Genomic DNA, 20,405 nt, shown 5'->3' with positions numbered 1-20,405 from the left:
GGGTGCGCGGGCTGTGACCACGCTAGGCCGGGGGAGGGGCGCCGAGACGGGGTGGCGCGTTCCTCCTCGGAGGAGGCGCCCGTCCTCGGCGGGAGGGCGGAGGCGGCCCTCCTCGCCCGCGGTCCGGCAGGACGCGGGCGGAGAGGGCCGCCGGGCGCGGATCAGCGGCAGTCGGTTCTCGCCTTGATCCAGTGGGGGTTCAGCGTGTTGTCTCCCTGGGCGGTGATCCCGGCCGCATCGGGCCCGGTGCTGGCACCGGAGCCGATCTTGGTCCACGTGTTCTGCGCCGGGCTGTAGTACCAGATGTCGCCGTTCGCCTTCACGGAGACGTTCCCATCCGCTCCCTGACCGTAGGTGCGGACGAACCCGGAGTTCTCCGGGACGGTCGCGAGCCGGGTGCCGTACTGCAGGACCCCGTCCTTGATCCAGTGGATCTCGAACGTCCCGCCCGGCCGCTGGGTCAGCCCGGCGGCGCTCGGCTCGGTGCTGGCTCCGGTGCCGACGAGGTCCCAGACGTTCCCCTGCGGGGTGTACCGCCAGATGTCGCCGTTCGACTTCACGGCGATCGTGCCGCGGGTGCCGAGGCCGTAGACGCGGACGAATCCGGAGTTGGTCGGCACGGTGGCCGCTGCGGTGCCGTACTGCAGGACTCCGTTCTTGATCCAGTGGACGTTCAGGGTCCCGGCCGGGTTCGCGGAGATGCCGGCCGCGCTCGGCTCGGTGCTGGCGCCGGTGCCCAGAAGGGTCCACTCGTTGGCCTGGCGGTTGTACCGCCAGACGTCGCCGTTCGACTTGATGGAGACGTTCCCGTCCGCGCCCTGACCGTAGGTGCGGACGAATCCGGAGTTGTTCGGAACGGTCGCGAGCGCCTTGCCGTACTGGAGGACTCCGTCCTTGATCCAGTGCGCGTTGTAGGTTCCGTCCGGCTGCTGCGTGAGCCCGGACGTGCTGGGCTCCGTGGAGGCGCCCGTGCCGAGCTTCTGCCAGCCGTCGGACCGCCGGTACTGCCAGATGTCGCCGTTCGCCTTGACGGAGACGTTGCCGTTCACACCCTGCGAGGAGGTGTGGATGAATCCGGAGTTCTCGGGAACAGTGGCGAGGCCCGTGCTGTACTGCAGGTCGCCGGTCTGGCGGACCGGGAACGAGCCGCTCGTCCGCGCAGAGCCGCCGGAGGCGAGGGCCGAGCCGGTCGCGGGGCCGGCGATGACGCCGCCGGCCGGGATGGTGGCGACTCCGTTCGCGTCGGTCACGAAGATGCCGGTCGCGCCCCCTCCGAAGCTGAAGCCGGGCGGAAGCGTCACCCGCACGGGGACGTTCGCGACGGTGCCGCCGGAGAGGGTCATCGTGATCGGCGCCGTGGAGGGCGTGCACGCGATCATGTTCGACGGGATGGAGCTGAACACGAGGGTCTGCGTGGCCGAGGCCGCGGCGGCCGGGGTGGCCGTCGCTGCGGCGATCACGGGCAGGGACCAGGTGGCGCCGGCGACGACGGTGCGTCGCCTCAGCGGACCCTGCTCAGCGGGAGAGTTGTCGGAAGTCACAGTGAAGCTCCTCGGTCTGTCTTCTCGCCGACGGCCTGCTCGGAGGACGGTCGTCGTCCGCTCGGTCGCTTCGGCGGGTACGACGGGCGCCGTACCGCTGGGGAGTCTTCCCGCGGGCGGTCGGTCCGCCCAAGCGCTCGGGGGCAGGTGAGGAGGAAGTGGCGCCGCCGTGAGGAGGGAGTGGTGTGCTCCGGCGCCGTTCCGAGTCGCGATAGCCCTCCTGACCGGGCGATCCCGTCGGTCGCCCGTTCCCGCCGGGGCGCCGCCGGTGCGAGGAGTGGGAGCGTCGCCGTCCGCTGTGACCGGTCCCGTGACAAACGGAGCACGCGCGGGCTGCGAATCACTCCCGTGGTGAGGCGTCAGCGTGCCCGCGAGGAGGGGGCGCCCGATGGAGGCGAGATCGGCTGAGATGTACCGGCGGATGGCCGAGCAGTGGAACGGGATGGAGGCCCGTGCATCCGGACTGCGGATCGAGGGATCGGGCTCGCCGGGGTTCGTGATCACCCGACTGTGGACTCCAGGGGGCTCCGTCTTCGAGCAGAAGCAGCAGACGCGCTATCGGCCGGGCGCGGATCTGCTGCTGATCGTCGAGGGCGGAGGACGCATCCGACAGGACGGACGGATGCTCGAGTGCGGCCGCGGCGATCTGGTGGTCCTCGACGCGGAGCCGCGGATCGAGGCGTGCTTCCCCCGCTCGACCGTGATCTACGCCTGGGTGCTCGGCGAGCGGGCGCGGGAGCAGCGCTGGGTCACGGAGCGCTTCGGCGAGGTCCTGCCGGTCGCCGACTCCTTCCTGGCTCCGGCACGGGCGCTGATGGACGGTCTCCTCGACGGCGACCCCGCTCTGGCGGAGCAGCCCGCCGTCGCCCGGGCGGGTGAGGCCTTCCTGAAGGAGCTGGTCGAGTGCTCCGCGCCGCGCAGGCGTCCCCGAGCCGAGGAGGTCTACGGGGAGGCCATGGCCCTGATCGAGGAGCGCCACCGCGATCCCGCCTTCACCGCCGCCCGGCTCGCCCGCGAGCTCCTGGTGTCGGAGCTGACGCTGGCTCGCGCGTTCTCCTTCCTCGGACGGACGGCCGACGACGAGCTCGAGCGGCGCCGGGCGGGCACCCTCCTGCTCCTGATCGGCGGGCGGTCCCTGGCGACCGCCGACTTCGCGCGCGCGTCCGAGGAGGCGGGCTTCGCCTCCGAGGGGAGCGCTCGCCGCGCGCTGTGGCGGCTCTCCCAGCGCCGCTGACCGGGGCGGTCCCCGTGGCCGTCCTCCCGGTCCGGCGACGGCGTGCGGCCGGATTCCGAGCGCGAGGCGCGGAGGCCTGGGAGATCCGTGCGAACGTCCGGCGGTGATCGACAGATGAGGGATTCTGTTCGTTCGACGCGGAGGAGGCGGGAGATGGGGGCCGCAGAGGAGCGGATGCAGGCGTTCGCTCGCGCCTGGTACGAGCGCGGGACCGGCGCTCCCGGTCTGCGGATGGACGCAGCGGATGGACCGGGACTCGCGCTGACGCGGGTGTGGGGGCCGAACGGGATCAGGGTCGCCCCCTCGCCGTCGGTCGACAGGGCGGACAGGCCGGCGGGCGTTCACATCTCCCTGATCGTCGAGGGCGGGGGAGAGGTCGTCCTCGACGAGGGCGTGCTCGAGGCGACGCCGAACAGCGTCCTGCTCCTCGACGCCAGGGTCCCGGCGCGCATCGACTACCGGCGGCCGACCGTCTCGTACACCTGGAGCTTCGACGCCGCCGTGCTCGAGCACCGGTGGGTCCGCGAGCGGATCAACGAGGTCGTGCCGGTGCGCGAGTCGGTCTGGACGCCTGCCCGTGCCCTCGCCAACAGTCTGATCGAGGGCGATCCGGCCGTGCTCGGGGCCGCCGGCGTGAGGCGGGCGAGCGAACTGCTGCTGGAGGGGATCGTCGAGCACTGCGCTCCGCGGGTCCGGACCCGGAGCGCGGACCAGGTCTACGCGGAGGCGATCCCGGTGATCGAGGCGCGCCACCGCGACCCGGCGTTCTCCGCCGCGGTGCTCGCCCGGGAGCTGCTCGTCTGCCCCCGCATGCTCGCGGAGGCTTTCGCGTTCCTCGGCCGCACGCCGGCGGAGGAGATCGAGACGCGCCGGGCGGGCACCCTCCGGCGCCGGATCGGCCTGCGGCGGCGGGGCCCTGCCGACTTCGCCCGCCTCGCCGAGGAATGCGGCTACGCCACCCGCGAGCAGGCCGCGCTGACGCTCAGCCGCTCCGCCTCCTGAGGCCGGCGGAGCGCCCCGGACACGACGGCGCCCCCTCGTCCGCGGAGGGACGAGGGGGCGCCGGGGGAGATCGGGCGGGAGCCCGGTCAGGTCTTGCTGCGGGCCATGACGGCGCGCTGGAGGAGGACGAAGACCAGGAGGATGCCTCCGGTGATGATCGTGGTCGCCTCCGGCGGGATGCCGCCGTCACGGGTGATCAGGACGTTCATCAGGCCGAGCACCAGGGCGCCGACCACCGAGCCGAGCACGAAGCCGACGCCGCCGGTGAGCAGCGTGCCGCCGATGACGGTCGCCGCGATGGCGTCGAGCTCCCAGCCGGTGCCGGTGATGTTCTGCGCGCTGCCGAGGCGGGCGGTGTAGACCACACCGGCGAGACCGGCGAGCGTGCCGCTGATGATGTAGATGAACAGCTTGGTCCGCACCACCGGGAGGCCCATCAGGGCCGCCGACTGCTCGGAGCCGCCCATCGCGTAGACCGTGCGGCCCAGGCGGGTGCGGTGCAGCACGAAGAACGCGCCGGCCACGACGAGGATCGCGATGATCACGCCGGGGCTGATGACGAAGTCGTTGACCTTCGGGCCGTCGATCAGCTTGATCGGCGTGGCCAGGCTCAGCACGGCCGAGTCCTCGGGGAGGCGCTCCGGGACGGTGCTCAGCATGGAGGCGAGACCGCGGGCCAGGAACATCATCGCGAGCGTCGCGATGAACGGCTGCACGTTGAAGTACTGGATCAGGACGCCGGAGATCACGCCGAACAGGGCGCCGATCACGACCATCAGGACCATCACGAGCCAGGGGTTCCAGCCGGCGTTGATCAGGAGAACGCCGCTCACGCTGCTGAACGCGATCACCGCGCCGACCGAGAGGTCGATGCCGCCGGTGAGGATCACGAAGGTGAGGCCCACGGCGAGGATGATCAGGTGCGCGTTGTTGACCAGCAGGTTCGAGATCGTGCTCGCCTGCAGGATCCGGCCGTAGGCGGCCTCGCCGTAGACGATCATCCCGAAGAAGATGATCAGCGCGGCCAGGGTGGGCAGCTTGTCCAGGTGCTGGCTCAGCCAGCCGCGCGCCCCGGAGGTGCGCTTGGTGCTCGCCGGAGGGGCGGAGCGGGTCATCACGGCACTCATGCGGGGATCGCCTCTTTCTGCGGGACGCTGCGGCGCGCCTCGCGACGGGACTTGAAGGCGGAGCGGACGCGCTCGGACTGCAGGAGGCAGAGCGCGACGATGACGATCGCCTTGAAGGCGGGCGTCGCGGAGGACGAGACTCCGAGGAACACGACGGTCTTGTCGAGGGTGGCGATCAGGATCGCGCCCACAGCGGCACCGGTGATGTTGAACTTGCCGCCGGCGAGCGAGGTGCCGCCGATGACGACCGCGAGGATCGCGTCGAGCTCGAGCTGGTAGCCGGTGCGCGAGACGTCGACCGTCATCACGCTCGCCGTGGCGAACACGCCCGCGACTCCGGCGAGGATTCCGCTGCCGATGTAGGCGGTCATCAGCAGGCCCCGGCGGTTGATGCCCGCGAGGCGGGCCGCCTTCGGGTCCATGCCGATGGCCTCGATCATCAGGCCGAGCGCGCTGCGGCGCACCAGGACTCCGACGACCACGACGATGGCGATGGCGAGGAGGAACACGACCGGGAGCCCGAAGACGTACCCGTTCGCGAGCCAGCGGAAGGGCTCGTTGGTGGCGGCGGTGTTCTGGCCGCCGGTGATGACCTTCGCCAGGCCGCGTCCCGCGAGCATCACGACGAGCGTGCTGATGAAGGGCTGGAGGCCCACCACCGAGACGAGGACGCCGTTCACGGCTCCGAGCACGGCGGCCACCAGGAGGGCGACCGCGAAGGCTCCCGCTGCCGCGCCGAGCGAGTCGGGCGCTCCCGCGGAGTTGAGGAACTCCATCGAGACGGCGCCGGCCACGACCATGATCGAGCCGACCGAGAGGTCGATGCCCCCGGTCGCGACGACCAGGCACATGCCGACGGCGATCATCAGGATCGGAGCGGCGGCGCGGGCGATGTCGATGACGTTGCCGACGAGGTAGCCGGTGGTCGGGCTGACCGAGACGGCCAGGTAGCCCGGGTCCTTGACGACGTTGACGAGGAGGAGCAGGGCGATCGCCACGACTCCCCAGAAGTACTGGCGGCGGATGATCCCGCCGAGGACGGATCCCCGGGCGGGTCGGGTGTCGCTGCTCATGATGCGGCCTCCTGCGTGGCGCTCTCGAGGACGACGACGTCCTCGTCGACGACTCCCTCTGCGGCGATGGTAGTGACGATCGACTCCGCAGTGACAGCGGGACCGTTGAGGATCTCCGCGATCACGCGGTGGTCCTTCAGGACGATGATGCGGTCGCTGAGGCGGACGACCTCGTCGAGCTCGGACGAGATGAAGACCACGGCGACGCCCTCGCCGGCGAGGGCGACGACCTTCTCCTGGATCTCGGCCTTCGCTCCGACGTCGATGCCGCGGGTCGGCTCGTCGAGGATGAGGATCTCGGGGGCGGTGGCGAGCCAGCGGCCGAGGAGGACCTTCTGCTGGTTGCCGCCGGAGAGCTTGCTGATCGGGCGGTCGGGGTCGGCCGGGCGCACGTTGAGCTCGACGAGGTACTTGCCGACGATCTCGTCCTTCTCCTTCTTGGAGAGGGGGCGGGCCCAGCCGCGCTTGGCCTGCACGCCGAGGATGAGGTTCTCGCGGACCGAGAGGTCGCGGATGATGCCCTCGTCGCGGCGGTTCTCGCTCGAGAACGCGATCTTGTGGGCGAGGCCGGCGGTCGGCGTCGGGACGTCGATCTTCTTGCCGTGCATCGTGATCTCGCCGGTGTCGGGCTTGTCGACGCCGTAGATCAGGCGCGCGAGCTCGGTGCGGCCGGAGCCGAGGAGCCCGGCGAAGCCGACGACCTCGCCGCGGTGCAGCGTCAGGTCGGTGCTCTCGATGGAGCCCTTCTTGCCGATGCCCTTCGCGGTGTAGAGCGGGGCGTCGCGGTAGAGGTGGTCCTGGCTCTCGCGCTCGGAGTCGAGCGAGCGCAGCGCCGCGATGTCCTTGCCGATCATCTTCGAGATCAGCGAGGTGCGGTCGAGCTCGTGGGTCAGGTACTCGCCGACGAAGGTGCCGTTGCGCAGCACCGTCAGGCGGTCGCTGATCGCGTAGACCTGGTCGAGGAAGTGCGAGACGAAGAGGATCGCGACGCCCTCCGCGCGGAGGCGGCGGATGACGACGAAGAGGTTCTCGACCTCGTTCGCGTCCAGGCTCGAGGTCGGCTCGTCGAGGATGAGCACCTTGGAGTCGCTCACCGTCGAGCGGCTGATCGCGACCAGCTGCTGCATCGCGATCGAGAGCGAGGCGAGCGACTGGCGCGTGTTGAGGTGGCCGAGGCCGAGCTTCTCGAGCGCGACCTTCGCGGCCTGGTGGGTGGCCTTCCAGTTGATGCCGAAGGGTCCGCGGACCTCGTAGCCGAGCATCACGTTCTCTCCGATGGAGAGGTTCGTGACCAGGTTGACCTCCTGGTACACGGTGGAGATGCCCGCGGCCTGCGAGTCGGCGGTGCCGGTCAGGCGACGGGTCTCCCCGTCGATCACGATGTCTCCGCTGTCGATGCGGTAGACGCCGGTGAGGGCCTTGATGAGCGTGGACTTGCCGGCGCCGTTCTCACCCATGAGGGTGTGGACCTCGCCCGGGAACAGGCGGAAGTCGACGCCGTCGAGGGCTTTCACGCCGGGGAAGCTGATCGAGATGTTCTTCATCTCGACGATCGGAGGCGAACCTGTCATGTCGCGTCGTTCCGTTCTCGAGCGGGGCGCAGCCGAACAGGTGCGCCGAAGGGTCGGAGCGACCGGGGCCGGCGGGTGGGCCGGCCCCGGTCGCTCCGGGGGAGTGGTGCCGCGTCGAGGACGACGCCCGGCGACCGGTGGTGCTGAGCGACTAGAACTTGCGGTCGGGCAGCGCGGTGGCGGCGGCCTCGGGCGAGTCGAAGGTCTCGCTCGGGACGACGATCGAGGACTCGACCGTCTCGCCGGCCAGGGTCTTCTCGACCGCGTCGAGGGCGGTCTCGCCGAACAGCGGGTTGTACTCGGCGACGAAGCTCAGCTCGCCGTCGGCCAGCGCCTGCAGGGCGTTCTTGGTGCCGTCGATCGTGGCGATCTTGACGTCGGTGCCGGGGGTGAGGCCGGCCTCCTGGACGGCCTGGACGGCGCCGAGGCCCATCTCGTCGTTCTGGGCGAAGACCAGCTGGACGTCGTTGTTGTTCGACTTCAGGACGGTCTCGAAGACGCTCTTGGCCTCCTCGGTGGACCAGTTCGCGGTCTGCGCGCCGATCTTGGTGAACTTCGAGTCGGCGCCGATGACCTCGTCCCAGCCCTCGTTGCGCTCGTTGACGACCGAGACGCCGGCGGGGCCCTCGAGCGTGAAGTACTTCGCGCCGCTCGGGAAGGTGGTCTTGGCCCAGTCGGCGACCGAGGTGCTGACCGCGATGTTGTCCGGCGCGATGCGGGTCACGTAGAGGTCGGTGTTGTCCGGCTCGATGCCGCGGTCGATCAGGATGACCGGGATCTCGGCCTCCTGGGCGCGCTCGAGCGAGTCCTCCCAGCCGGAGCCCTCCGTGGCGGAGAGCAGGATGATGTCGACGCCCTCGTCCACGAAGGAGGTGAAGGAGTCGATCTGCGACTTCTGGTCTCCGTTGGTGGCGGGTGCGTACTTCAGGTCGAAGCCGGCGTCCTTGGTGAACGTGTCCTCGATGTTGGTCTCGTTCGCCTGGCGCCACGCGCCCTCGGGGCCGACGGCCACGAAGCCGACGGTGGTGAGGTCACCGCTCGAGCCGGAGCCCGAATCGGAGCCCGAACCGCCCGAGCAGCCCGCGAGTCCGAACGCGAGTGCGCCGACTGCTGCGAAACCCAGGAACTGGCCGATACGCCTCGTCTTGGACATAGATCTCCTCCTTGAGATCGCGGGCACGAAGAGCGCGCCCGAGATGGTGGACCCCGAAGGGCCTCGAATGCGGGCCTAGCGGCCCGAGGTGCGGTGAGTGCAGGATGTGCAGTGGGCGCCGGCCGAAGCAGCGCCGCGTCGAAATGTTACCGTGAACAATTCTTGTGACGCAACAGCACGACGGTGCGCTTCGGTAACGATCCGGTCGCGGGGCCCCGCAGGGCCCGATGGCAACCCTCTGCCCGGTGGTCGGGCCCGGGAGTAGCTTCCCTGGCCATGATGCTCCCTCGATCGCGCTCCGTCCCCGCGACGGCCGCGACGGCGGCCCTCGTGCTCGCGCTCTGCGGATGCTCCGCGGACGGCGCGGCGGCCCGCCACGCGGCCGACGCCTTCCTCTCCGCGCTCGCCGACGCCGACGGCGCCGCGGCGTGCGCGCTGCTCACCGATTCCGCCCGCGAGGCCGTGGAGGACCGGGAGGGCGACTGCCCCGACGGCGTGCTGGAGCTCGGGATCACGGAAGACGGAGCAGGAGACGCCGAGGTCTACGGCCGGGCGGCGATCGTGCGCTCCGGCGGCACCGCGGTGTTCCTCACCCCGGGTGACGACGGCTGGCTGGTGCGCGCGGCCGGCTGCACGCCGGTGGCGGACGCGCCCTTCGACTGCGTCCTGGACGGGAGCTGATGTGCGCACCGTCTCCGCCCTCTACTACGCCGTGATCGTGCTCGGCCTGATCGGGTCTTCGCCGTCGGGATCCTCGGGAGGTGAGCCGGATGCGCCGCTTCCTGCGCGAGAACGGGCTCTCGCTGTTCTTCCTCGCGATCTTCCTGCTCGCTCTCCTCGGGCAGTCGTTCGCCGGGCTCGCCGCCTACAACGACACCCAGGTCGCGGAGGGGCTGCGGGAGGTCGGCTACTGGCGCTTCGTCACCTCCTCCGACTTCGCGATCGACGTCGCCGAGAACTGGCAGTCGGAGTATCTCCAGTTCTTCCTCTACATCGGCGCGACCGTCTGGCTCGTGCAGCGCGGGTCGCCCGAGTCGAAGCGGGTGGGCGAGGAGGGGCTCGAGACCGACGAGCAGCAGAAGGCGGGCGCGTCCGCGGAGGACGATTCACCGCCCTCGGCGTCCGCCGGCGGCCTGCGGCAGGCGCTGTTCTCGCACTCGCTGCTGCTGGTGATGGGGGCGGTGTTCCTGCTGTCCTGGGCGGCGCAGTCGGTGACGGGCGTCGTGGCCTACAACGAGGAGCAGCTGACGAGCCTGGAGGCGCCCGTCGACTGGCTCGGCTACGTCTCCTCCGCCGACTTCTGGAACCGGACGCTCCAGAACTGGCAGTCGGAGTTCCTCGCGGTGGGCAGCATGGCGGCGCTCGCCGTGTTCCTGCGCGAGCGCGGGTCGAGCGAGTCGAAGAAGGTGGGCGATCCGCACGGGCGGACGGGGATCTGAGCGGTCAGGGGGCGTCGGATCGGACGCGGATCTCGTCGCCCTCGAGGGCGAACCGCAGGGACGTGCCGATCGGGAACCGCTCGCGCAGGGCCTCCGGCGCCGCCGACGTCACGGTGAACTGCGCGACCGCGGGGAACGGTCCGGCCGTGCAGCCCTGGAAGAACAGGCCGTCCTGCGGCTCGGCGGTCCGCAGGATGTAGAGGCAGGAGCCGGCGCTCGAGGAGCGGCGCTGCCGGACGACGGTGAGCCCCGTGTCGGCGGGCAGGCTCTGCCGCACGACGGTGAGCCCGCCGAAGTCCTCGGTGGTGACCGATCCGTCGAACCCCAGTCCCTCCCAGCCGGGGAGGTCGGTGCCGTTCGACAGCGGCAGCACGGCGACCTCGCGGCCGGGCTGTCCGTCCCCGGCGGTGGCGAGGAGGGTGGCCCCCGCGGCGACGGCGGCCGTCGCGGCCAGCGCGGCGAGGAGGAGGAGGCCGCGCCGACGGGAGCGGCGGGGCGGGACGTGGCCGAGGGGGTCGGACTCCTCGTCGGCGGAGGCGTCCGCGGAAGGTGCCGCGTCCTCCGGCGCCGCCTCCCCGGAGACCGCGGGAACCACCGCGTCCGGCAGTGCGGTGCCGAGGGCGGGACGGACGCGGGCCTCGAGCGCGGAGAGCCGGGCGAGCGCGCCGGGGTCCCGCTCGATGTCGGAGCCTCGGCCGTAGGCGCGCCGCTGCAGCTCCGCGAGCTCGTCCGGTCGCTGATCGTCCACCCCCGGATCCTCGCAGGCCCGGCGCCCGAGCGGGACCCGCCGGCGCGTCGAGGTCCTGGCGGTCGAGCAGCCCGGACGGCTCATCGAGACCCGGTGGACGGTGCGGCCGCTCGGCCGGCGGGGGAGGTCAGTCGTCGTCGTCGTCGAGGTCGTCGTCGCGGTCGGCGGCGATCATCTCGACGATCGTGTCGACGGTGAGCCAGGGGCCGTTGCTGACCTCGCCGATCTTCTCGCGGTCCTTGAACACGACGATGCGGTCGCTGAGGCGCACCACCTCCTCCAGCTCGGACGAGATGTAGACGACGGTCACCCCCTCCTTCGCGAGCTGCGCGATGTGCGCCTGGATCTCGACCTTCGACGCCACGTCGATCCCGCGCGCCGGCTCGTCGAGCACGAGCAGCCGCGGACGGGTCGCGAGCCACCGCGCGAGGACCACCTTCTGCTGGTTGCCTCCGGAGAGGTACTTCACCGGGATGTCCGGGTCGGCCGGCGTGATGTTCAGCGCCTCGACGTAGGTGCGCACCAGGGTGTCGGTCTCGGCGGCCGACAGCGGGTGCGCCCAGCCGCGCAGAGCCTGCAGGCCCAGCACGAGGTTCTCGCGGAGGGAGAGGTCGCCGATGATCCCGTCCTCGCGGCGGTTCTCGCTCGAGTGGGCGATGCGGTGGCGCAGGCCCGACACCGGGTCGGAGATGTGCGCGGGCTGGCCGTCGATCAGCACCTCGCCGGTGTCCGGCTTCTCGACCCCGCTCACCAGCGACGCCAGCTCGGTGCGCCCCGAGCCGCGCAGGCCCGCGAAGCCCACGATCTCGCCGCGGTGCAGCTCCAGATCGGTCGGGCCCACGGCGCCGCGGCGGCCGATCCCGTGCGCGCGGTAGATCGCCGGGCCGACCGGCTGGCGGCGGTGCTCGCGGCGGTCGGAGCCGATCTGCCGCAGCGCGTCGATGTCCTTGCCGATCATCTTCGCGATCAGCTCGGCGCGGTCCATGGTGTGCGCCGGGTACTCGCCGACGGTGCCGCCGTCGCGGAGCACCGTCAGCCGGTCGCTGAGGGTGAGGACCTGCTCGAGGAAGTGCGAGACGAACAGGATCGCGACGCCCTGGTCGCGCAGCCTCCGCAGCACCGTGAAGAGGCGGGCCACGTCGCTGAGGTCGAGGCTGGAGGTGGGCTCGTCGAGCACGAGCACGCGCGGACGGTCGACCATCGCGCGGCTGATCGCGACAAGCTGGCGGATCGCCGGCGAGAGCGAGCGCAGCGGCAGGTGCGGGTCGAGGTCCTCCAGGCCCAGCTCGGCGAGCATCTCGGCCGCGCGGTGGTGGGTGCGCGACCAGGAGATGCCGAAGCGGCCGCGGACCTCGTGGCCGAGCATCACGTTCTCGCCGATGCTGAGGTTGTCGGTGAGGCGCTCGTCCTGGAACACGGCCGTGATGCCCGCCGCCTTCGCCTCCGCCGGACCGCTGAAGCGCCGGGCGACGCCGTCGACGAGGATCTCGCCCGCGTCGGGCTGGTGGATGCCGGTCAGCGTCTTGATCAGCGTGGACTTGCCCGCGCCGTTCTCGCCCATCAGCCCGTGGATCTCGCCCGGCACCAGCCGCAGGTTCCCGTCCTTCAGAGCGGGTCCGGAGGCGAAGGAGACGCGGATGCCGGTCATCTCGACGACGGGTGCCGCGGAGCTCCGGGTCGTCCTCGATGAGATCGCCACGTGCCGTCCTCGGTTCGTGTGCGGCGCGCCGTCAGGGTCCGGCGTGCCAGGGGCTGCCGCCGATGATACGCGAGCGCATGCGGCGGGACGGGAACAGGAGGGTCACGATCGGGGAGCGGCCGTGGAGGAGCGGATCACCAGCTCCGTGGGGATCCGGGTGCGCTGCGGGATCTCCTGGCCGCGGATCCTCGCGTGGATCACCTCGGCGACCGTCGTCCCGAGCTTGTCGAAGTCCTGGCGGACCGTCGTCAGCGGCGGGAGGAAGTGGCGGGCGGTGGGCAGGTCGTCGAAGCCGACGATGCTCACGTCCTCGGGCACGCGGATCCCGCGCTCGACGAGGCCGTGGATCACTCCGAGCGCCATCTCGTCGTTCGCGACGACCATCGCGGTGAAGTCGGGCACCGACTGCAGGCTCGCGGCGAAGTCGTACCCGGAGTCCGGGGTCCAGTCGCCGATGACGATGGGGCGCTCGTGCATCCCCCACGACTTCGCGCGGCTGTGGAAGGCGCGCTCGCGGGCGCGCGCGTCGAGCCAGTCGAGGGGGCCGGAGAGGTGCAGCACGTCGCGGTGGCCGAGGTTGCCCAGGTGGTCGACGGCCTGGAACATGCCGGCCTGCTGGTCGACCGAGACGGTGAGGAAGCTCGGATCCTTGTCGCTCTTCACCACGAGCGTCGGCACGCCGATCTCGACGGTGCGGAGGGTCGCCACGGAGGAGGAGCGCGGCGCGATCACGCAGAGCGCGTCGATCCCGAGGCCCATCAGGTGGTCGATCGCGTCGGTGGGGGTCATCTCGAGGTCCGGCCGCAGCGCGACGGAGGTGATCGAGTACCCCTTCTCGCGGGCGGCGCGCTCGATCGCGCGGAGGGTGCTCGACGGACCGTACTCGGCGCCGCTCTCGATCATCACGCCGATGCGGTCGGTGCGCTGCGTGACGAGGGAGCGGGCGGCGATGTTCGGCCGGTAGTTGAGCTCGTCGACCGCCTCGAGGACCTTCTGGCGGGTCGACTCCTTGATGTTGGGGTGCCCGCTGAGCACGCGCGACACGGTCATGTGCGAGACGCCCGCGACCGCCGCGACATGGCGGAGGTTCGGCCGATCGGCCATGAGAGGACCTCCTCCGCTCCCCGGGCGGGTGAGCCGCGCCACCCCGGCGCGGACGAGGCTCAGAGGGCTCGGCTGTCGGGGGTGGCACCAGCATAGTCAGGCGGGGCCGACCTCCCGGTGGGCGCCTCCTGAGCGGGCGGGCATCGTCCGTTCCGCTGCGGGATCCGCCGTGGCGCGGGGCGGGCGAGTACTCTCGGGAGCCTCATGGCACGCGACAACGAACCGACCGTCACCCTCACCGATCCGCTCGAGGAGCGCCTGCGCGCGCAGGTCGCCCGCGAGGGGGAGCGCAACGTCGCTCTGCGATCCGCGGCCCTGCTCACCGGCGGGTACGAGGGCGAGTCCTTCCTCCTCACCGTGGGCGGCGAGCACGCCGACGGGATCCTCAAGGGAGCGCCCTCCCTCTACTGGCCCGAGCTCTGGGGTGCCCGCGCGCTCCTCTACGTCTGGGACGACGACGCCGCCGACGCGGTGACCGCCGGACTCGCGAACCCCTCCTGGCGCGTCCGCGAGATGTGCGCCCGCGTCTGCGCCGAGCGCGTGCTGGGCGGGCAGAAGAAGCTGTCCCGCCTGACCACCGACGAGCACCCCCGGGTCCGCGCGGCAGGAGCGCGCGCTCTCGTGGCGGCCGCTCTGGCGGGGATCTCCTCCGGTCGCGACGCGAAGGGCGAGTTCGCGGCGAGCGTCGAGGCCGTCCTGACGGGCATGCTCCGCGACCCGGACCGCGACGTCCGCCGCGCCGCGCAGCAGTCGGCCGACGCGCTGCGGGACGCCCGCTCGGCCTGAGCGGACCGCCCGCCGGCGGTCGAGGCGTCGCGAAGGGCCGCCTCCCGGCTCGGATGACGACCGTTCGTGACGCCTCGGAGCCCCGGGGGCTCAGCCGACCAGGTGCGTCGCGCGCTCGAAGGCGCGCTTCAGCTCGTCGCGCTTGCGGGGCTGGCTCATCGCCCGCTGGCCGGGGCTCCACGAGTCGATGACCGTCGGGCCGTCGACCAGGTACGGCTCGATGTTCTTCTTCCAGCCGCTGGTCGGCGCGGTTCCGGCGTTGACGACGACCCGCAGGTCGGGGAGCAGCGGCAGGAGCCGGCGCAGCTCCATCGCGCCCTGCCGCACCTCGTCCGCGTCGGGGGCGCCGTCGAGCTGCCACGGCACGATGTTCCAGACCAGGGTGCGGGCGTGCAGTCCGACCTCGTCGCGGAGGGTCCAGGTCGAGGCGGCGGTCGCATCGTCGTTGTCGACCGAGACGAAGCCGGAGCCGTCGGGGCCGGCCGACATCGGTCCCGGGGCCTCCAGCACGATGAGCGCACGCGCCTCGACGCCGGCCTCGGCCGGGTCGAAGTCGGGCACCACGGCACCGGGATGCCTGCGCGTGCGCCGGGCGAGGAGCTCCTCGCGGAACGCCCGGAGGGGCTGCACCGAGGGCTCGTCCTCGAGCAGGGCCCGGCGCTCGTCGAGGGCGGAGCGGTCGCGGAAGCCGTAAGGCTCGGTCAGGAACACCCTCCGAGGCTAGTCGCGATCCGCCCAGCCGCGGGAGGCGGGCCTGCGGGCGCCCTCCTGGGTGACCCCGGCAGGGCCTGGCTCGCGCCGCCCCCGGCTCCTACGGTCTGACTGCAGTCGAGAATCTGGACCGGAGGGGGTCACCGTGTCGGACGAGCCGTCAGTGAGCATCGGGGTTCCGTACGTCGAAGGGGGGTCGTCGCCGCAGGTGCTGGACGTGTACAGCAGGTCGGTGTCCCCGGCCGAGGACGCTGCTCGGCCGGCCGTCGTGCTGATCCACGGCGGCGGGTGGTTCCGGGGGGACAAGAGCAAGGAGCGGGCGCTCGCGACGATGCTGGTCGACGCCGGCTACCTCGTGTTCGCGGCGGACTACCGCGAGGCTCCGGACTCGGTCTTCCCGGCCAGCAGGGACGACGTGCTCGCCGCGGAGCGGTGGGCGGTCGCGTCCGAGTGGGCGTTCGACCGGAGCAGGCTGGCGTTCTTCGGCGGATCGGCGGGCGGGAACCTGGTCGTGGAGGCCGCGATCGCCACCGGTCGGCCCGCCGTCAGCTGGTCGGGGATGTTCGACCTCCTCGGCATCGTCGAGGCGACCGACGACCTCCCGGCCACGCCGACGACGCAGGACCTCGACGCCATGAAGAGCGCCGACATCAACCAGACCGGCCGGAACGACGCCTTCCTGCGCTGGACGATCCTCAACGAGGTCGGGGGCGACCGCGGGCTGCTCACCGCCGCCTCCACGACGCGCCACGCCTCCCCGGACGGCGGGCCGGTGTTCCTGGCCAACTCGCTCGGCGAGTTCGTCCCCGTGAGCGACGCGCAGGCCATGCAGGCGGCGCTCTCCGCGGTCGGAGTCGCCAGCACGCTGCAGCTGATCCCGGGCACCCGTCACGCCGAGGGGTACACGGAGGCGGCCATCGGCCCCTCGCTCGCCTTCCTCCGCGACGCCCTCCCGCCGGCCCGAGCATGACGACGACGGAGTTCGCCGGAGTCGGAAACGTCTTCTACTTCGTCGACGACCTCGACGCCGCGATCGACTGGTACTCGGCGCGGCTCGGGCGCGAGCCCGTCGTCCGCGGCGGGGCGCTCGTGGCCTACGACCTGGACGGCACCCGCCTGACGCTGCACGAGCGGGACGAGCTGAACCGGCCCGGACCCGACGGCACGAGCCCGTACTGGACGGTCCCCGACGTCGACGCCGTCGTCGCCGACTGGACGGCGAACGGCGCCGTCGCCCACCGCGGTCCGAAGACGGTGTTCACGGGGGAGCGGCTGTGCCAGCTGCTGGACCCGTTCGGCAACCTCTTCTCCGTGCGGCAGGCCGTGCCCCGTGACTGAGGACGTCGCTCCGGCTCCCGCTCCCGCCGCCCCGGCGCAGACGTCCGCGCCGGCGCAGCCGTCGGCCTGGGCGCCCATGGCGATCACCGCCTTCCGCGTGCTGTGGTTCGCCCAGCTGGGCAGCAACATCGGCACCTGGATGCAGACCGTCGGAGCCCAGTGGTACCTGGTCGAGGCGGCCGCGGGCGCGGCGGTCGTCGCGCTCGTGCAGACGGCGAGCCTGGCGCCCTCGATCCTCGTCGCCCTCCCCGCGGGCGTGCTGGCCGACTCGCTCGACCGGCGGCGGCTGCTCATCTGGGGGTCGTCGGCCAGCGCGCTGCTGGCGGCCGCTCTGACGGTCGTGGCGGCGGTCGGCGCGCTGACGCCGTGGACGATCCTGGCCTTCACCTTCCTCCTCGGCATCACCTCCACCCTGACCTCGCCGGCCTGGCAGGCGATCCAGCCGGAGCTCGTGCCCCGGAACCTGATCGCGGCGTCGTCGGCCCTCGGCGGCGTGACCGTGAACGGCGCCCGCGCGGTCGGCCCGGCCCTGGCGGGAGTCGTCCTCTCGGCGTTCGGCGCTCCGGTGGTCTTCGGCATCAACGCCCTGAGCTTCATCGGCGCCGTGCTCGCCCTGCTCTGGTGGAAGCGGCCGGCGCAGACCGGCCTCGACGACCGCGAGCAGTTCGGCGCCGCGCTGAAGGGAGGGATCCGGTACGTCGCCTCCGCCCACCTCGTCCGCCGGATCCTCCTCCGCTCCGCGCTCTTCGCCCTGCCCGCCAGTGCGCTCTGGGCGCTGCTGCCGCTCACCGCGAAGCGCCTCCAGCTCGACTCCAGCGGCTACGGCTTCCTCCTCGGGGCCCTCGGTGCCGGTGCCGTGCTCGGCGTCTTCGCCCTGCCGCTCGCCCGCCGGAAGCTCTCGGACGACGTCGTGATCGGGGCGAGCGCCGTGCTGTTCGCGGCGGGGACGCTCGCGGCGGCCTTCCTGCCCCTCGTCCCGGCGCTGCTGCTGCTGGTCCTCGCGGGGCTGGCCTGGATCGGCACCCTCACCGTGCTGAACGCGGCACTGCAGCTCACACTGCCGCAGTGGGTGCGGTCACGCGGAGCCTCGATCTACATCCTGGTCTTCATGGGGACCATGGCGGTCGGCTCGATCGGCTGGGGCCTGGCCGCGCAGGTGCTCGGCACCGCGCCCGCGTACGCCGCGGCGGCCGCTCTGCTCCTCCTCGTGGCGGCCAGCGTGCGGGTGCTGCCCCTGCTGCCGGGGACGGGAACCGTCGACCGCAGCATCTCGATGTCGTGGCCCACGCCCACGCTGGTGTTCGAGCCGGAGCCGACGGACGGGCCGGTGATGGTGCAGATCTCGTGGACGGTCCGCCCCGACTCCCTCGCGGACTTCCGATCGGCCATGCGGCTGCTGGAGAGCTCCCGCCGCCGGACCGGCGCCTCGCGGTGGGCGCTCTACCGGAGCGGGGAGGAGGCCGACGTGCAGCTGGAGACGTTCATGGTGCCCTCGTGGGGCGAGTTCCGGCGGCAGGAGACCCAGCGGCTGACCGGCCGCGACCGCGAGATCCGCGCGGCGGCGCTGACGCACGCCGACGGCGATCCCGTCGAGCGGCACTTCTTCCCGAGCGCGACGCCCTCCTCCTGAGAGCGGGAGCGGCGGCGAGCCGTCCTCGCGATCGACGAGACGGCCGGCGTGCGAGCGGTGTCTCGGCGGCAGGCGGATGTCTCGGCGCGCGTCCCGGGCGCGCGGGCGGAGGTGCGCTGCGGTCAGCCGCCGACGGTGGAGCCGAAGCCGGACTTGCCGGAGGAGCCGAAGCCGCCCGAGAGGGTCGCCTTCGAGCCGACGGTCGAGCCGGCCGGCGCGCGCTGCACGACGTCGGGCTGGGTCGCTCCGCGGGCCGCGAAGCCACCGGACGCGACGGGCGCCCAGCTGGTCGCCCGCGTCGAGTTCCAGCGCGAGGACGCGAAGATCAGCGGGCCGAGCCAGAAGCCGCCGGCGTAGTGCCCGCGGTACTCGTCGGTCGCCTCGCACAGCTGCTCGGGGTCGTCGCCGACCTCCTCGCCCTGCGCCTGGAGCTGGGCGATCTGCTCCCGCACGTCGGCGAGGCAGTCCTCACGGCTCGCGTAGACGGGGCGCTCGGCGTTCTCGGGGATGACGTAGTCCTGGCCGTCGGCTCCCGTGGCGACGACGCCGTCGGTCGAGGGGCCGCCGTTCGCGAGGGCGACGGCGAGGCCCACCGCGCCGACCGCGACCGCGCCGCCGATGAGCAGGCCGCGACGGTTCTTCGCGATGCCGCTGATCCCGACGCTCCGGGAGCGGTGGGGAGCGGTGCGGGTGGAGCCGTCGCCTCGGCCGGTGCCGCCGCTCGTTCCGCCGCTCGGCGTGCCGGAGCCCGCCGCGGGCTCGCGGCTGCCCCAGTCGTTCCCGGAGCTCGACTTCCCGGAATCGCGGGGGGTGCGGTCGTCGTCCGTCATCGGGTCTCCTCGTCCTGCGGGCGGGCCGCGCGGGTGTCCTGCGGCCGGTCGTGCTCGGGGGCGCCGTACTCGGGCGCGGGGGTGCCGGGCGCGGGAGCGCCGTAGGCGGGGGTGGCGCCGTGCCCGGGGCGGGAGGCGGCCGACGCGGCGTCCGCGGCCGTCGCGGCCCCGTCGCTCCGTCCGCCCTCGATGTAGTGGGGGACGAACTCCGCCAGGTCGCCGGTGATCAGGCCGCTCGTCTCGCGCACGTCGATGCCGGCCGGGGTCTCGCCGACGATCCAGCTGCCGATGACGACGGTCTTCCCGTCGACCCGGGCCAGCTCGGCGCGCTCCTGGTGGATGAAGCCCTCGGCGCCGTAGCTCCCGCCGTTCTCGGCGACGACCGAGCCGTCGGCGTCGAGGACCGTCACGTTGGCGCCCTCCCGGCCCAGGCGCGGCTTGCGCACCTGGGCGGTGCCGGGCAGCGGATGCACGGAGGCGGGCAGCAGGTTCGGGTGGCCGCGGAACATCTCCCACAGCACCACCAGCAGCTGCTTGTTGCTGAGCAGGAGCTTCCACGCCGGCTCGACCCAGCGGGTGCGCTCGCGCCGGTCGAGGAGGAGGCCGCCGAACTGCTCGCCGAGCATCCACTCCCACGGGTACAGCTTGAAGACGTGGCGGATCGGCTCGCCGTCGCCGTCGAGGAAGCCGGCGCCGTCGAGCTCGTAGCGGATGTCCTCGACGAAGATCAGCTTGGGGTCGAAGCCGGCCTGCGCCGCGGTCTCGGCCATGTAGGCGACGGTGTCGGCGTCCTCGACGATCAGCTCGCCGTCTCCGGAGTCGTGCAGCGACGCGAGGTGCAGCCGGGCGCCCTCGTCGAGGCTCCAGCGCTCGAGGCGGAGGTGGCGCCACTGCTCGACGAGCTGCTCGTGCAGGCTGTTGAACTGGTCGGCGTCGGGACCCTTCGTCTCGACGAGCCACTGCCACTGGGCCGCGGCGGTCTCGACCAGCGAGGTCGGGGTGTCGGCGTTGAACTCGAGCAGCTTCACCGCGCCCGCGCCGTCGTAGGCGAGGTCGAAGCGGCCGTAGACCGTGGGGTCGTCCTCGTCCCACGAGGTGCGCACCAGCTCGTGGAAGCGGGGCGGGATGCCGAACTCGGCGAAGCGGCCCTTCCGCACCACGAGCTCGCACGCCTCCATGCAGAGGTCGAAGAGCTCCGAGGTCGTGCGCTCGAGCAGGTCGATCTCGGCGGGCTCGAAGGAGTACGCCGCGGACTCGTTCCAGTAGGGGCGGCCGCCCTCGGAGGGGAGGTCGTAGAAGCTGAAGCCGATCTCGTCGCAGCGGGCTCGCCAGTCCGGTCGCGGAGTGAGGGTGTGTCTGCGCATGATGTCCGGCAAGTGTAGGTCGGGCGTCCGCCTGAGGGCAGGGGGTGGCGCCGTC

At 72.3% G+C, this 20,405-nt stretch carries 19 protein-coding genes; 8 read left to right on the top strand and 11 right to left on the bottom strand.

Going from position 1 to position 20,405, the window contains the following annotated elements; all coding sequences use genetic code 11:
- Positions 1–161: 161 nt before the first annotated feature.
- Positions 162–1,541, bottom strand: coding sequence for a hypothetical protein (locus tag C5C10_RS10950; protein WP_104329233.1), 1,380 nt, complete (start codon positions 1,539–1,541; stop codon positions 162–164).
- Between the two features lie 388 nt (positions 1,542–1,929).
- Here C5C10_RS10950 and C5C10_RS10945 point away from each other — a divergent pair, with 388 nt between their 5' ends.
- Positions 1,930–2,775, top strand: a complete 846-nt coding sequence (locus C5C10_RS10945) for a hypothetical protein (RefSeq protein WP_146082158.1) — start codon at positions 1,930–1,932, stop codon at positions 2,773–2,775.
- Between the two features lie 153 nt (positions 2,776–2,928).
- A complete protein-coding gene (locus C5C10_RS10940; RefSeq protein ID WP_104329231.1) occupies positions 2,929–3,777 on the top strand; it encodes a hypothetical protein in 849 nt (282 codons plus the stop codon).
- 86 nt (positions 3,778–3,863) lie between these two features.
- Here the strand turns inward: C5C10_RS10940 and C5C10_RS10935 are convergent, their stop codons facing one another.
- From C5C10_RS10935 to C5C10_RS10920, 4 genes are all read right to left on the bottom strand, one after another.
- Positions 3,864–4,892 carry a sugar ABC transporter permease gene (locus C5C10_RS10935; RefSeq protein WP_159917176.1) on the bottom strand — a complete coding sequence of 343 codons (1,029 nt, stop codon included), beginning with the start codon at positions 4,890–4,892 and terminating at the stop codon, positions 3,864–3,866.
- Between the two features lie 8 nt (positions 4,893–4,900).
- The gene (locus C5C10_RS10930) at positions 4,901–5,977 is read right to left on the bottom strand and encodes an ABC transporter permease (RefSeq protein WP_104238658.1); all 1,077 of its coding nucleotides are present in this window, start codon (positions 5,975–5,977) and stop codon (positions 4,901–4,903) included.
- Positions 5,974–7,548, bottom strand: coding sequence for a sugar ABC transporter ATP-binding protein (locus tag C5C10_RS10925; RefSeq protein ID WP_104222393.1), 1,575 nt, complete (start codon positions 7,546–7,548; stop codon positions 5,974–5,976). Before C5C10_RS10925 ends, C5C10_RS10930 begins: the two co-directional genes overlap by 4 nt.
- 151 nt (positions 7,549–7,699) lie before the next feature.
- Positions 7,700–8,701 carry an ABC transporter substrate-binding protein gene (locus C5C10_RS10920; RefSeq protein ID WP_104238659.1) on the bottom strand — a complete coding sequence of 334 codons (1,002 nt, stop codon included), beginning with the start codon at positions 8,699–8,701 and terminating at the stop codon, positions 7,700–7,702.
- A gap of 276 nt (positions 8,702–8,977) precedes the next feature.
- On the opposite strand from C5C10_RS10920, the gene C5C10_RS10915 reads away from it, so the two are divergent.
- Complete coding sequence (locus C5C10_RS10915) at positions 8,978–9,382, top strand: hypothetical protein (protein ID WP_104282985.1); 405 nt, start codon at positions 8,978–8,980, stop codon at positions 9,380–9,382.
- 89 nt (positions 9,383–9,471) lie between these two features.
- The gene (locus tag C5C10_RS10910; protein ID WP_104227010.1) at positions 9,472–10,140 is read left to right on the top strand and encodes a DUF6766 family protein; all 669 of its coding nucleotides are present in this window, start codon (positions 9,472–9,474) and stop codon (positions 10,138–10,140) included.
- 4 nt (positions 10,141–10,144) lie between these two features.
- On the opposite strand, the gene C5C10_RS10905 is transcribed toward C5C10_RS10910, so the two are convergent.
- From C5C10_RS10905 to C5C10_RS10895, 3 genes are all read right to left on the bottom strand, one after another.
- Entirely contained in the window at positions 10,145–10,888 is a 744-nt protein-coding gene (locus C5C10_RS10905; protein ID WP_104329230.1) for a hypothetical protein, read from the bottom strand.
- Positions 10,889–11,015: 127 nt separating this feature from the next.
- Entirely contained in the window at positions 11,016–12,536 is a 1,521-nt protein-coding gene (locus C5C10_RS10900) for a sugar ABC transporter ATP-binding protein (protein WP_104329234.1), read from the bottom strand.
- A 153-nt stretch (positions 12,537–12,689) separates the two neighbouring features.
- Positions 12,690–13,691 (bottom strand): LacI family DNA-binding transcriptional regulator, encoded by a 1,002-nt coding sequence (locus C5C10_RS10895; protein ID WP_104238662.1) that lies wholly within the window; start codon positions 13,689–13,691, stop codon positions 12,690–12,692.
- A 204-nt stretch (positions 13,692–13,895) separates the two neighbouring features.
- Between C5C10_RS10895 and C5C10_RS10890 the strand changes: the two genes are divergently transcribed.
- Positions 13,896–14,477: a HEAT repeat domain-containing protein gene (locus C5C10_RS10890; protein WP_244230570.1), complete on the top strand. Its 582-nt coding sequence runs from the start codon at positions 13,896–13,898 to the stop codon at positions 14,475–14,477.
- 90 nt (positions 14,478–14,567) lie between these two features.
- On the opposite strand, the gene C5C10_RS10885 is transcribed toward C5C10_RS10890, so the two are convergent.
- Positions 14,568–15,188 carry a uracil-DNA glycosylase gene (locus tag C5C10_RS10885; protein ID WP_258060547.1) on the bottom strand — a complete coding sequence of 207 codons (621 nt, stop codon included), beginning with the start codon at positions 15,186–15,188 and terminating at the stop codon, positions 14,568–14,570.
- A gap of 232 nt (positions 15,189–15,420) precedes the next feature.
- On the opposite strand from C5C10_RS10885, the gene C5C10_RS10880 reads away from it, so the two are divergent.
- The 3 genes from C5C10_RS10880 to C5C10_RS10870 are packed head-to-tail and all read left to right on the top strand — an operon-like array spanning position 15,421 to position 18,156.
- Entirely contained in the window at positions 15,421–16,158 is a 738-nt protein-coding gene (locus tag C5C10_RS10880; protein ID WP_159940689.1) for an alpha/beta hydrolase, read from the top strand.
- Positions 16,155–16,526, top strand: a complete 372-nt coding sequence (locus C5C10_RS10875) for a VOC family protein (RefSeq protein ID WP_104257734.1) — start codon at positions 16,155–16,157, stop codon at positions 16,524–16,526. The genes C5C10_RS10880 and C5C10_RS10875 overlap by 4 nt, the downstream gene beginning before the upstream one ends.
- Positions 16,519–18,156 (top strand): MFS transporter, encoded by a 1,638-nt coding sequence (locus C5C10_RS10870; RefSeq protein WP_244229506.1) that lies wholly within the window; start codon positions 16,519–16,521, stop codon positions 18,154–18,156. The genes C5C10_RS10875 and C5C10_RS10870 overlap by 8 nt, the downstream gene beginning before the upstream one ends.
- Before the next feature lie 122 nt (positions 18,157–18,278).
- Here the strand turns inward: C5C10_RS10870 and C5C10_RS10865 are convergent, their stop codons facing one another.
- Together C5C10_RS10865 and C5C10_RS10860 are read right to left on the bottom strand one after the other, a co-directional pair.
- The gene (locus tag C5C10_RS10865; RefSeq protein ID WP_104329229.1) at positions 18,279–18,986 is read right to left on the bottom strand and encodes a hypothetical protein; all 708 of its coding nucleotides are present in this window, start codon (positions 18,984–18,986) and stop codon (positions 18,279–18,281) included.
- A complete protein-coding gene (locus C5C10_RS10860) occupies positions 18,983–20,350 on the bottom strand; it encodes a glutathionylspermidine synthase family protein (RefSeq protein WP_181073446.1) in 1,368 nt (455 codons plus the stop codon). Before C5C10_RS10860 ends, C5C10_RS10865 begins: the two co-directional genes overlap by 4 nt.
- Between the last annotated feature and the right edge of the window lie 55 nt (positions 20,351–20,405).

The sequence above is a fragment of the Rathayibacter sp. AY1A3 genome, assembly GCF_002930975.1.
Lineage (GTDB): Bacteria > Actinomycetota > Actinomycetes > Actinomycetales > Microbacteriaceae > Rathayibacter.
Note: the sequence above shows the minus strand (reverse complement) of the source record. Positions and strands in the feature narration are given on the sequence as shown.